This is a genomic window from Escherichia sp. HH41S, from assembly GCF_009820115.1.
Classification (GTDB): domain Bacteria; phylum Pseudomonadota; class Gammaproteobacteria; order Enterobacterales; family Enterobacteriaceae; genus Escherichia; species Escherichia coli_F.
The window spans coordinates 25873-38710 of record NZ_VNXE01000041.1 but is presented as its reverse complement, the minus strand read 5'-3'; the positions used below and the strand labels follow the sequence as shown (position 1 = coordinate 38710).

Below are 12838 nucleotides of genomic sequence, written 5' to 3'. Positions count from 1 at the left end.
TTCTCAAGGAGAAGCGGATGAAACAGTATTTGATTGCCCCCTCAATTCTGTCGGCTGATTTTGCCCGCCTGGGTGAAGATACCGCAAAAGCCCTGGCAGCTGGCGCTGATGTCGTGCATTTTGACGTCATGGATAACCACTATGTTCCCAATCTGACGATTGGGCCAATGGTGCTGAAATCCTTGCGTAACTACGGCATTACCGCCCCTATCGACGTACACCTGATGGTGAAACCGGTCGATCGCATTGTGCCTGATTTCGCTGCCGCTGGTGCCAGCATCATTACCTTTCATCCAGAAGCCTCCGAGCATGTTGACCGCACGCTGCAACTGATTAAAGAAAATGGCTGTAAAGCGGGGCTGGTATTTAACCCGGCGACACCGCTGAGCTATCTGGATTACGTGATGGATAAGCTGGATGTGATCCTGCTGATGTCCGTCAACCCTGGTTTCGGCGGTCAGTCTTTCATTCCTCAAACACTGGATAAACTGCGCGAAGTACGTCGTCGTATCGACGAGTCTGGCTTTGACATTCGTCTGGAAGTGGACGGCGGCGTGAAGGTGAACAACATTGGCGAAATCGCTGCGGCAGGTGCCGATATGTTCGTCGCTGGTTCGGCCATTTTCGATCAGCCAGACTACAAAAAGGTCATTGATGAAATGCGCAGTGAACTGGCAAAGGTAAGTCATGAATAAGTTTGAAGATATTCGCGGCGTCGCTTTTGATCTCGATGGTACGTTGGTGGACAGTGCTCCTGGTCTTGCTGCTGCGGTAGATATGGCGCTGTATGCGCTGGAGTTGCCCGTCGCAGGTGAAGAACGCGTTATAACCTGGATTGGTAACGGCGCAGATGTTCTGATGGAGCGTGCATTGACCTGGGCGCGTCAGGAACGTGCGACTCTGCGTAAAACAATGGGTAAACCGCCCGTTGATGACGACATTCCGGCAGAAGAACAGGTACGTATTCTGCGTAAACTGTTCGATCGCTACTATGGCGAGGTTGCCGAAGAGGGGACGTTTTTGTTCCCGCACGTTGCCGATACGCTTGGCGCATTGCAGGCAAAAGGCCTGCCGCTAGGTCTGGTCACCAACAAACCGACGCCGTTCGTCGCGCCACTGCTCGAAGCCTTAGATATCGCAAAATACTTTAGCGTGGTCATTGGCGGCGATGATGTGCAAAACAAAAAACCGCATCCGGACCCGCTGTTACTGGTGGCTGAGCGGATGGGAATTACCCCACAACAGATGCTGTTTGTTGGCGACTCACGCAATGATATTCAGGCGGCAAAAGCGGCAGGTTGCCCATCCGTTGGCTTAACCTACGGATATAACTACGGCGAGGCTATCGATCTCAGCCAGCCTGATGTAATTTATCAGTCTATAAATGACCTTCTGCCCGCATTAGGGCTTCCGCATAGCGAAAATCAGGAATCGAAAAATGACTAAGCCCATCGTTTTTAGTGGCGCACAGCCCTCAGGTGAATTGACCATTGGTAACTACATGGGTGCGCTGCGTCAGTGGGTAAACATGCAGGATGACTACCATTGCATTTACTGTATCGTTGACCAACACGCGATCACCGTGCGCCAGGATGCACAGAAGCTGCGTAAAGCGACGCTGGATACGCTGGCCTTGTATCTGGCTTGTGGTATCGATCCTGAGAAAAGCACCATTTTTGTTCAGTCCCACGTGCCGGAACATGCGCAGTTAGGCTGGGCGCTGAACTGCTATACCTACTTCGGCGAACTGAGCCGCATGACGCAGTTTAAAGATAAATCTGCGCGTTATGCCGAGAACATCAACGCGGGTCTGTTTGATTATCCGGTGCTGATGGCGGCGGATATCCTACTGTATCAAACCAATCTGGTGCCGGTGGGTGAAGACCAGAAACAGCACCTGGAACTGAGCCGCGATATCGCTCAGCGTTTTAATGCGCTGTACGGCGACATTTTTAAAGTGCCGGAACCGTTTATTCCAAAATCTGGCGCGCGCGTGATGTCTCTGCTGGAGCCGACCAAAAAGATGTCCAAGTCTGACGATAACCGCAATAACGTTATCGGCCTGCTGGAAGATCCGAAATCGGTAGTGAAGAAAATCAAACGCGCGGTCACTGACTCCGACGAGCCGCCGGTAGTTCGCTACGATGTGCAGAATAAAGCGGGCGTTTCCAACCTGCTGGATATTCTTTCTGCGGTAACTGGCCAGAGTATCCCGGAACTGGAAAAACAGTTCGAAGGCAAGATGTATGGTCATCTGAAAGGCGAAGTGGCTGATGCCGTTTCTGGTATGCTGACTGAATTGCAGGAACGTTATCACCGTTTCCGCAACGATGAAGCCTTCCTGCAACAGGTGATGAAAGACGGCGCGGAAAAAGCCAGTGCACACGCTTCTCGTACGCTGAAAGCGGTGTACGAAGCGATTGGTTTTGTGGCGAAGCCGTAATTTAACATTAATGCCAAAAACCGGGGAAACCCGGTTTTTTTATCCTCATTTGCAATAATCCGAAAAAATGTGAAGCGCCTCGCCGTTTCCACATCTCACAGTTGCCACTTATCTTCATTTTAATGAAGATATAAACATTCATTTTATTGAAAATATATTATGCGTCGAACGTTTATCAAAAAAGAAGGCGTCGTTATCTCGACACTGGCCCGTTATTTGTTGGGTGAAAAGTGCGGTAATCGACTGAAAACCATAGATGAGCTGGCAACTGAATGCCGTTCATCGGTTGGCCTGACGCAGGCCGCGTTGAAAACGCTGGAATCAAGCGGAGCGATACGGATTGAACGCCGTGGGCGCAATGGCAGTTATCTGGTCGAGATGGATAACAAAGCATTGCTGACTCATGTGGATATCAACAACGTGGTATGTGCGATGCCCTTGCCCTATACCCGTTTGTACGAAGGCCTGGCGAGCGGATTGAAAGCCCAATTTGATGGCATTCCTTTTTACTATGCGCATATGCGCGGCGCGGATATTCGCGTGGAGTGTTTACTTAACGGCGTGTATGACATGGCGGTGGTTTCCCGACTGGCGGCGGAAAGTTATCTCACGCAAAAAGGCTTATGCCTCGCGCTGGAGTTGGGGCCGCATACCTACGTTGGTGAGCATCAGTTGATTTGCCGTAAAGGAGAGGCTGCAAAGGTGAAACGCGTGGGGTTGGATAACCGTTCGGCGGATCAGAAAATTATGACCGATGTCTTTTTTGGCAGTAGCGATGTAGAACGTGTCGATCTCTCTTATCACGAGAGTTTACAACGCATTGTTAAAGGCGATGTCGATGCGGTGATCTGGAACGTGGTAGCGGAGAGCGAACTGACCATGCTGGGATTAGAAGCGACGCCGCTCACAGACGATCCGCGATTTTTACAGGCCACCGAAGCCGTGGTTTTGACGCGTGCCGATGATTACCCAATGCAACAACTGCTGCGTGCAGTGGTTGATAAACAGGCCCTGCTTGCCCATCAACAACGAGTGGTGAGTGGGGAACAGGAACCCAGTTATTAAATGAAAGGCATCTGAAATGGAAACCAGACTCAACCTGCTTTGTGAGGCAGGCGTTATTGATAAGGACATCTGCAAAGGCATGATGCAGGTCGTCAACGTACTGGAAACAGAGTGCCATCTACCGGTGCGCAGCGAGCAAGGAATGATGGCGATGACACATATGGCGAGCGCACTGATGCGCAGTCGCCGTGGTGAAGAAATAGAGCCGCTGGATAACGAATTGCTGGCAGAGCTGGCGCAATCCAGCCACTGGTCAGCCATTTTACAATTGCATCAGATGTTGTTGAAGGAATTCGCACTGGAAGTTAACCCGTGTGAAGAAGGCTATTTGCTGGCCAACCTTTATGGATTATGGATGGCTGCTAACGAAGAGGTTTGAGGCTCCCGACAAATCCACGTCGCACAACCTAAATATTCAAAAAAATGAATATTTAATTCAAGGAACAGAAACGAGGCAACAAGATGTTTGTAGAAGCATTGAAACGCCAGAACCCGGCACTGATTTCCGCCGCACTAAGATTGTGGCAACAGGGCAAGATCGCCCCGGACAGTTGGGTAATCGACGTGGATCAGATACTGGAAAACGGTAAGCGGCTGATTGAGACGGCGCGGCTTTACGGTATTGAACTGTATCTGATGACCAAACAGTTCGGTCGTAATCCGTGGCTGGCAGAAAAACTGCTGGCGCTGGGCTACAGCGGCATTGTGGCGGTGGATTACAAAGAGGCACGAATCATGCGCCGCGCAGGTTTACCGGTGGCGCATCAGGGGCATCTGGTACAAATCCCTTGTCATCAGGTTGCTGACGCCGTTGAACAGGGCACCGACGTCATCACCGTGTTTACACTCGACAAAGCGCGGGAAGTTTCTGCGGCAGCGGTGACGGCCGGGCGGGTCCAGCCTGTGCTGCTCAAAGTTTATAGCGACGATGATTTTCTTTATCCGGGGCAGGAGAGCGGTTTTGTACAGCATTCGCTGCACGAGGTGGTTGCTGAAATTAAGAAACTGCCGGGGTTACATTTAGCCGGATTAACCCATTTCCCTTGCCTGCTATGGGATGAGGCTGCCGGGAAAGTTTTGCCAACACCGAACCTCCAGACGCTGGTCAATGCTCGTAACCAACTTCTGAAGTCTGGAGTTGTACTTGAGCAATTAAACGCGCCTTCAGCGACCAGCTGCACTTCGCTGCCATTACTGGCGGAATACGGTGTGACTCATGCCGAACCCGGCCATGCGCTGACGGGGACGATTCCGGCAAACCAGCAGGGCGACCAACCTGAACGTATCGCCATGCTTTGGCTGAGCGAAATTTCCCATCACTTCCGTGGCGACAGTTATTGCTATGGCGGTGGCTATTACCGTCGTGGGCATGCGCATAACGCACTGGTATTTACGCCAGAAAATCAAAGCATTACTGAAACATATCTCAAAGCCGTAGATGACAGCAGTATCGACTACACCCTGCCGCTGGCAGGCGAGTATCCGGTGAGCAGTGCAGTGGTGCTCTGTTTTCGCACGCAGATTTTTGTCACCCGTAGCGATGTGGTGCTGGTGTCCGGTATTCACCGTGGCGAACCGGAAATCGTTGGTCGTTATGACAGTCTTGGAAGCTCTCTGGAGGCGTAATGGCGCGATTTGTGGTGTTAGTGATTGATAGCTTTGGCGTAGGGGCAATGAAAGATGTCACGTTGGTGCGTCCGCAGGATGCCGGGGCGAATACCTGTGGTCACATCCTGAGCCAGTTGCCGCATTTGCAGCTACCAACGCTGGAGAAAATGGGGCTAATCAACGCATTAGGTTATGCGCCAGACGATATGCAGCCGTCAGACTCCGCAACCTGGGGCGTGGCAGAGTTGCAACATGAAGGTGGCGACACCTTTATGGGGCATCAGGAAATTTTAGGCACGCGCCCGTTACCGCCGCTGCGGATGCCCTTTCGCGATGTGATTGACCGTGTTGAACAGGCATTAGTCACCGCTGGCTGGCGGGTTGAGCGCCGTGGCGAAGAGTTGCAATTTCTGTGGGTCAATCAGGCGGTTGCGATTGGCGATAATCTCGAGGCGGATTTAGGCCAGGTCTATAACATCACCGCCAATCTCTCTGTGATCTCTTTTGACGACGCAATCAAAATTGGTCGTATCGTGCGTGAGCAGGTCCAGGTCGGTCGGGTCATTACATTTGGCGGCCTGTTAACTGACAGTCAGCGCATTCTCGATGCGGCTGAAAGTAAAGAAGGGCGCTTTATTGGCATCAATGCGCCGCGTTCTGGCGCTTATGACAATGGCTTCCAGGTCGTACATATGGGCTACGGCGTCGATGAAAAAGTGCAGGTGCCGCACCAACTGCATCAAGTGGGCGTGCCCACGGTGCTGGTGGGTAAGGTGGCAGATATCGTCAGCAATCCTTATGGCGTGAGCTGGCAAAACCTGGTGGATAGCCAGCGGATTATGGATATCACCCTCGACGAATTTAACACGCATCCGACGGCGTTTATTTGCACCAATATCCAGGAAACCGACCTCGCTGGTCACGCAGAAGACGTCGCACGTTATGCTGAACGTTTGCAGGTCGTTGACCGTAACCTTGTCCGGCTTGTTGAGGCGATGCAGCCAGATGATTGCCTGGTCGTGATGGCGGATCACGGTAACGATCCGACCATTGGTCACAGCCACCATACCCGTGAAGTAGTGCCAGTGCTGGTTTATCAGCAAGGGCTGGTCCACACGCAACTCGGTGTGCGCACCACGCTTTCTGATGTGGGGGCTACCGTGTGTGAATTTTTCCGTGCGCCACCGCCACAAAATGGTCGCTCTTTTCTTTCCTCCCTCCGGTTTGCAGGAGACACCCTATGAGTTTTGATCCGACGGGCTTAACCCTCGCCCATGAGCATCTGCATATTGATCTCTCCGGCTTTAAAAACAACGTGGACTGCCGCCTTGATCAGTATGCGTTCATTTGCCAGGAGATGAACGACCTGATGGCACTGGGTGTGCGTAATGTGATTGAGATGACCAACCGTTACATGGGGCGCAATGCACAATTTATGCTCGATGTAATGCACGAGACGGGGATCAACGTGGTGGCCTGCACCGGTTATTACCAGGACGCGTTTTTCCCGCAACATGTGGCGACCCGCAGCGTGCAGGAACTGGCGCAGGAGATGGTCGATGAAATTGAACAGGGTATCGATGGCACGGAGCTGAAAGCCGGGATCATCGCGGAGATCGGCTCCAGCAAAGGAAAGATTACGCCGCTGGAAGAGAAAGTTTTTATTGCCGCCGCGCTGGCACATAACCAGACCGGACGCCCGATCTCCACGCATACGTCGTTCAGCACGATGGGGCTGGAGCAATTGGCTCTGTTGCAAGCCCACGGAGTTGATCTTTCGCGCGTCACCGTTGGTCACTGCGATCTGAAAGACAACCTCGACAACATTTTGAAGATGATCGATCTCGGCGCGTATGTGCAGTTCGACACCATCGGCAAGAACAGTTACTACCCGGACGAAAAGCGCATTGCGATGCTCCACGCGCTACGTGACCGTGGTTTGCTGAATCGCGTCATGCTGTCGATGGATATTACGCGCCGCTCCCATTTAAAAGCCAACGGTGGTTATGGCTATGACTATTTATTAACCACCTTTATTCCGCAATTGCGCCAGTCAGGATTCAGTCAGGCCGATGTGGATGTGATGTTACGTGAAACTCCCTCTCAATTTTTCCAATAAGGACAGACTCATGAAAAAGATTGGTGTTGCAGGCTTACAGCGTGAGCAGATTAAAAAAACCATTGAAGCGACGGCTCCTGGCTGTTTTGAAGTTTTCATTCATAACGACATGGAAGCGGCGATGAAGGTGAAATCCGGGCAACTGGATTACTACATCGGCGCGTGTAATACCGGTGCGGGCGCGGCATTGTCGATTGCCATCGCGGTGATTGGCTATAACAAAAGTTGCACCATTGCCAAACCAGGCATTAAAGCGAAAGACGAACATATCGCCAAAATGATCGCCGAAGGGAAAGTGGCGTTTGGGCTTTCCGTTGAGCATGTCGAACACGCGATTCCGATGCTGATTAACCATCTGAAATAAAAGGCACGACTATGGATCTGTATATTCAGATTATCGTGGTGGCGTGCCTGACGGGTATGACATCGCTTCTGGCGCATCGCTCGGCAGCCGTTTTTCATGACGGTATCCGCCCGATCCTGCCGCAACTGATTGAAGGCTATATGAACCGTCGTGAGGCGGGGAGTATCGCTTTTGGTCTGAGCATTGGTTTTGTGGCCTCGGTGGGGATCTCTTTTACCCTGAAAACCGGGTTGCTCAACGCATGGTTACTCTTTCTTCCTACCGATATCCTCGGTGTCCTGGCGATAAACAGCCTGATGGCGTTTGGCCTTGGTGCACTCTGGGGCGTACTGATCCTCACCTGCCTGCTGCCGGTAAACCAGCTGCTGACCGCGCTACCGGTGGATGTATTAGGTAGTCTGGGGGAATTAAGCTCGCCAGTGGTTTCAGCTTTTGCACTGTTCCCGTTGGTGGCGATTTTCTACCAGTTTGGCTGGAAGCAAAGTCTGATCGCCGCCGTGGTAGTGTTGATGACCCGTGTGGTGGTAGTGCGCTATTTCCCGCATCTCAATCCGGAATCCATCGAAATCTTTATTGGCATGGTGATGCTGCTGGGGATCGCGATAACTCACGACCTGCGTCATCGTGATGAAAATGATATTGATGCCAGCGGGCTTTCGGTGTTTGAAGAACGCACGTCGCGGATTATCAAAAACTTACCGTATATCGCCATCGTAGGGGCGCTGATTGCCGCCGTTGCCAGCATGAAGATTTTTGCTGGTAGTGAAGTGTCGATCTTCACCCTGGAGAAAGCATATTCCGCAGGCGTTACACCGGAGCAATCGCAAACGCTGATCAACCAGGCGGCGCTGGCGGAATTTATGCGCGGGCTTGGCTTTGTGCCGTTGATTGCCACCACGGCCTTAGCCACCGGCGTATATGCAGTTGCGGGCTTTACCTTTGTTTATGCGATGGGCTATCTCTCGCCGAATCCGATGGTTGCGGCGGTATTAGGCGCAGTGGTTATTTCGGCAGAAGTCCTGTTACTTCGTTCGATCGGCAAATGGCTGGGACGCTACCCATCGGTACGTAATGCGTCGGATAACATCCGTAACGCCATGAATATGCTGATGGAAGTGGCTCTGTTGGTCGGTTCGATTTTCGCAGCAATTAAAATGGCGGGCTATACCGGATTCTCCATCGCGGTTGCCATTTACTTCCTCAACGAATCCCTGGGCCGTCCGGTACAGAAAATGGCGGCACCGGTCGTAGCAGTAATGATCACCGGCATCCTGCTGAATGTTCTTTACTGGCTTGGTCTGTTCGTTCCGGCTTAAGGAAGGCACCTATGAAGATGTTTCCTTTGCAAAGCCTGACGCTTATTGAAGCGCAGCAAAAGCAGTTTGCGTTGGTGGATACGATTTGCCGCCATTTTCCCGGCAGCGAGTTTCTTACATGCGGGGATTTAGGCTTAACGCCGGGCCTGAATCAACCGCGCATTACTCAGCGTGTGGAGCAGGTGCTGGCTGATGCGTTTCATGCGCCAGCGGCGGCGCTGGTGCAGGGCGCGGGTACTGGAGCAATTCGCGTCGGGCTGGCAGCTTTGCTCAAATCGGGGCAGCGTCTTCTGGTGCATGACGCGCCTGTTTACCCGACGACTCAGGTCATTATTGAGCAGATGGGGCTGACGCTTATTACTGCTGATTTCAACGACCTGTCGGCGCTTAAACAGGCCATTAAAGAGCAACAACCTGATGCCGCGCTGGTGCAGCATACGCGCCAACAGCCGCAGGACAGCTATGTGCTGGCAGATGTGCTGGCAACATTGCGTTCGGCTGGCGTTCCTGCGTTAACCGATGACAATTATGCGGTGATGAAGGTGGCTCGAATTGGCTGCGAATGCGGCGCGAATGTTTCGACATTCTCCTGTTTCAAGCTGTTTGGACCAGAGGGTGTTGGCGCAGTGGTAGGTGATGCCGATGTTATTAACCGGATCCGCGCCACGCTCTATTCCGGCGGCAGTCAGATCCAGGGCGCACAGGCGCTGGAAGTCTTGCGTGGTTTGGTGTTTGCGCCAGTGATGCACGCGGTGCAGGCGGGGGTATCTGAGCGGTTGCTGGCTTTACTTAACGGTGGCGCGGTGGCGGAAGTTAAAAGCGCCGTTATTGCCAATGCGCAGTCGAAGGTGTTGATTGTGGAGTTTCATCAACCGATTGCCGCCAGAGTGCTTGAAGAGGCGCAAAAGCGCGGCGCGTTGCCTTACCCGGTCGGCGCAGAGTCAAAATATGAAATCCCGCCGCTCTTTTATCGCCTTTCCGGAACGTTTCGTCAGGCGAATCCGCAATTAGAACATTGTGCAATTCGCATTAACCCGAATCGCAGCGGTGATGAGACGGTATTGCGGATTTTGCGCGAGAGTATTGCCAGCGTTTAATTCTGGGAACGATGTTTTCGCAGAGGATGGAGAAAAATACGCCCTCGGAAAATTCAGAGGGCGTTAGCTCATTAAATCGGTGTTAGCCGATTTCTGTCAGAGACTTACTGTGCAGTAGGACCGCAACCGCCAATGATTTTAGAAATAGAAATTGCCGGGTGCAGCAGGTAGTCGTAAGAGCAGTTCTTATCACGGTTTTCAATATGACCAGTACATGCAGTTAACGTAGCCAGTACCGCACCAACCAGTGCAACTTTAATAAATTTGTTCATTTACATTCCCTATGTATTATATATTAATTAATATTCATTGATTATATGAATATAAGCAGACTGCTCATTAAGAACGATACAGGAATATTTAATCGGCGTCAGTGAGTGAATGACTTAATTTTGTAAGTCGCTGTAACGGTGAAGATAACCCATTAGCAAATGATATTTACTAAGAGGTTATGATTTATTTGCTGACTATATAAAAAGAGTGATAAAGAGGGCCAGAATTATCTGGCCCGGGTAAAATTAATGGTTAGAGAACCAGTTCAATTTATCGCGCAGGCCAACGACCCGACCAATAATAATTAATGAGGGACTGTTCATTTGCTGCGCCAGCTCGCCCAGCTGCGAGAGTGTACCGTCAATCACGCGTTGCGTTACCGCCGTACCGTTTTCGACAATCGCCACCGGCATTTCGCAAGGCATTCCGTGTTCAATCAGTTTTTGCTGAATGGTCGCGGCCTGATTAAGCCCCATATAGAACACCAGCGTCTGTTTTTCGGCTGCCAGGTTTTCCCAGTCCAGCTCGCCACCGGTTTTTAAGTGTCCGGTAATTAAGCGTACGCTCTGAGCATAATCGCGATGCGTGAGCGGAATGCCCGAATAGGCAGAGCAACCAGACGCTGCGGTAATACCCGGAACTACTGAGAACGGAATACCCGCATTGCACAGTGTTTCAAGCTCTTCGCCACCACGGCCAAAAATAAACGGATCGCCGCCTTTCAGACGCACCACGCGTTTACCTTTTTGCGCTTCCCGCAGCAGGATCTGGTTAATCTCTTCCTGCGGTACGCAGTGATATCCCGCGCGTTTACCGACGAAGACACGATCCGCATCGCGGCGTACCAGATTCATAATATCGTCTGAAACCAGACGGTCGTAGACCACCACATCAGCCTGCTGAATTTGTTGCAGACCTTTCAGCGTCAGCAGACCGGCATCGCCAGGACCTGCGCCAACCAGCACCACTTCACCGCGATGATCGAGCGGTTCATTGATTAACTGTTCGGTCGTTTCGGTAATGGCTTTCTGATCGTTGTTCGCCAGCGACTGCGCCAGGCGATCATTAACGAACAGTTTTTCCCAGAAACGGCGACGTTCACTCATCGTGGCGAACTGTTGTTTGACCCGACCGCGTAACTGCCCTGCATATTTTGCCACCTGGCCGAGATGCAGCGGCAGCAGTGATTCAAGTTTTTCGCGTAACAGTCGCGCCAGGACCGGAGAGGTACCGCCAGAGGAGACCGCTACCATGAGCGGGGAGCGGTCAATAATCGACGGCATAATAAAGCTGGCGGCTTTCGGCGCATCGACCACGTTACAGAAGATACGACGAGATTCGGCGGCTTCGCTGACACGCTGGTTAAGCGCGTCATCATCCGTCGCCGCAATTGCCAGCCAGCAGGTGTCGAGAAGGCTTTCATCAAATGGCCCTTCGACGAGGGTTAACATGCCTGCATCTGCCCATGCGGTGAACTGTGGAATAAACGCTAATGCATTCACCGTTAAGCGAGCACCTGCGTCTAACAGCAACCTTGCTTTGCGTTCCGCGACATCACCACCGCCGACGATCAAACAGTCGCGGTCGCGTAATTGGCAAAATATAGGCAAATGATCCACGTAAAAACCCCTTAATAATTAACCGGCAGCCGTTTCAGTTTGATTAAATTTGTCCGCAACCGGACGATTAGCTTTCGGCGTAGCATACCAATAACCCAATCCCATGAATACGGCACCCGATAAAGTATTACCCAGCGTCACCCACAGCAGGTTATGACCAATACCCGCCAGCGTGTAGGCTTCGCTGTGGTTGCCGAACCATGAGAGCGCGAACAGCGTCATGTTAGCGATGGAGTGCTCGTAACCGGACGCAATAAACGCCAGCAGACACCACCAGATTGCGATAAATTTCGCCGCGCCTTCAGTACGCAGTGCCATCCAGATTGCCAGACAAACCAGCCAGTTACACAATGCGCCTTTGAAGAACAGTACCATTGCCGGTGCGGTGGTTTTAGCCAGCGCGACGGAGTGAACAATACTGGTATCTACTGGCAAAAGGCTACCACCGCCCCAGCTATAAAGCATGGCAACAAAGACGGAACCGACCAGGTTACCCAGCCAGGTTTGCGGCAGGATTGCCCACATTTGCCCGTGGCTAATGGTGCCCGCTTTCACCCCAAAGGTGAGGAACATGGTGTGTCCGGTGAACAGTTCAGAACCGGCGATAATGACCAGCGTTAAAGCGATACCAAAGGTCGCGCCCATCACCAGCGGACGTACGGACGGATCGAGCAAATTACCGAGCGTGAAAATCAGGATGATTCCCAGCCCCACATACGCGCCCGCCATCGCGGAGCTTACCCAGAAGCCGAGCGGGTTATTTGCCGACAGGCGTGCAATGCGCGCAGCGTTAGCCGCACACTTATTAATAGTGTCTGTAAACATTTGATTATCCTTTAAAAAATAAAAACAAAAAATAAAACAAAAAGTTTAAAAAATGTCCTGCAATATACTTAAGGTCATTACAGGACAATGCAAAAAGGGGAGGCATTGC

Annotated in this window: 14 protein-coding genes; 11 read left to right on the top strand and 3 right to left on the bottom strand. The window is 51.8% G+C overall.

What is annotated here, in order from left to right:
- The first annotated feature begins 17 nt into the window (after nt 1-17).
- From rpe to FQZ95_RS08055, 11 genes are all read left to right on the top strand, one after another.
- Complete coding sequence (gene rpe, locus FQZ95_RS08105) at nt 18-695, top strand: ribulose-phosphate 3-epimerase (protein ID WP_000816280.1); 678 nt, start codon at nt 18-20, stop codon at nt 693-695.
- Complete coding sequence (gene gph / locus FQZ95_RS08100) at nt 688-1446, top strand: phosphoglycolate phosphatase (RefSeq protein WP_096978322.1); 759 nt, start codon at nt 688-690, stop codon at nt 1444-1446. The genes rpe and gph overlap by 8 nt, the downstream gene beginning before the upstream one ends.
- Nucleotides 1439-2443 (top strand): tryptophan--tRNA ligase, encoded by a 1005-nt coding sequence (gene trpS, locus FQZ95_RS08095; RefSeq protein WP_000165543.1) that lies wholly within the window; start codon nt 1439-1441, stop codon nt 2441-2443. Before gph ends, trpS begins: the two co-directional genes overlap by 8 nt.
- A gap of 159 nt (nt 2444-2602) precedes the next feature.
- Nucleotides 2603-3508, top strand: coding sequence for a GntR family transcriptional regulator YhfZ (yhfZ, locus tag FQZ95_RS08090; RefSeq protein WP_160530064.1), 906 nt, complete (start codon nt 2603-2605; stop codon nt 3506-3508).
- 16 nt (nt 3509-3524) lie between these two features.
- Nucleotides 3525-3887, top strand: a complete 363-nt coding sequence (locus FQZ95_RS08085; protein WP_160530063.1) for a PRD domain-containing protein — start codon at nt 3525-3527, stop codon at nt 3885-3887.
- A gap of 83 nt (nt 3888-3970) precedes the next feature.
- Nucleotides 3971-5134: a YhfX family PLP-dependent enzyme gene (locus tag FQZ95_RS08080; protein ID WP_160530062.1), complete on the top strand. Its 1164-nt coding sequence runs from the start codon at nt 3971-3973 to the stop codon at nt 5132-5134.
- Complete coding sequence (locus tag FQZ95_RS08075) at nt 5134-6360, top strand: phosphopentomutase (protein ID WP_088542077.1); 1227 nt, start codon at nt 5134-5136, stop codon at nt 6358-6360. Before FQZ95_RS08080 ends, FQZ95_RS08075 begins: the two co-directional genes overlap by 1 nt.
- Complete coding sequence (locus FQZ95_RS08070) at nt 6357-7235, top strand: phosphotriesterase-related protein (RefSeq protein WP_160530061.1); 879 nt, start codon at nt 6357-6359, stop codon at nt 7233-7235. Before FQZ95_RS08075 ends, FQZ95_RS08070 begins: the two co-directional genes overlap by 4 nt.
- A 10-nt stretch (nt 7236-7245) precedes the next feature.
- On the top strand, nt 7246-7599 hold the full coding sequence (locus FQZ95_RS08065; RefSeq protein WP_000719728.1) for a DUF2620 domain-containing protein: 354 nt from the start codon (nt 7246-7248) through the stop codon (nt 7597-7599).
- 11 nt (nt 7600-7610) lie between these two features.
- The gene (locus FQZ95_RS08060) at nt 7611-8915 is read left to right on the top strand and encodes a YhfT family protein (RefSeq protein ID WP_032185291.1); all 1305 of its coding nucleotides are present in this window, start codon (nt 7611-7613) and stop codon (nt 8913-8915) included.
- An 11-nt stretch (nt 8916-8926) separates the two neighbouring features.
- Complete coding sequence (locus FQZ95_RS08055; protein ID WP_032185290.1) at nt 8927-10012, top strand: aminotransferase class I/II-fold pyridoxal phosphate-dependent enzyme; 1086 nt, start codon at nt 8927-8929, stop codon at nt 10010-10012.
- A 104-nt stretch (nt 10013-10116) separates the two neighbouring features.
- Here the strand turns inward: FQZ95_RS08055 and FQZ95_RS08050 are convergent, their stop codons facing one another.
- The 3 genes from FQZ95_RS08050 to nirC all read right to left on the bottom strand — a co-directional run bounded on the left by FQZ95_RS08050 (nt 10117) and on the right by nirC (nt 12729).
- On the bottom strand, nt 10117-10284 hold the full coding sequence (locus FQZ95_RS08050) for a YhfL family protein (RefSeq protein WP_001031834.1): 168 nt from the start codon (nt 10282-10284) through the stop codon (nt 10117-10119).
- A gap of 246 nt (nt 10285-10530) precedes the next feature.
- Complete coding sequence (gene cysG, locus FQZ95_RS08045; protein WP_032185289.1) at nt 10531-11904, bottom strand: siroheme synthase CysG; 1374 nt, start codon at nt 11902-11904, stop codon at nt 10531-10533.
- 18 nt (nt 11905-11922) lie between these two features.
- The gene (nirC, locus tag FQZ95_RS08040; RefSeq protein ID WP_000493563.1) at nt 11923-12729 is read right to left on the bottom strand and encodes a nitrite transporter NirC; all 807 of its coding nucleotides are present in this window, start codon (nt 12727-12729) and stop codon (nt 11923-11925) included.
- Nucleotides 12730-12838 lie beyond the last annotated feature (109 nt).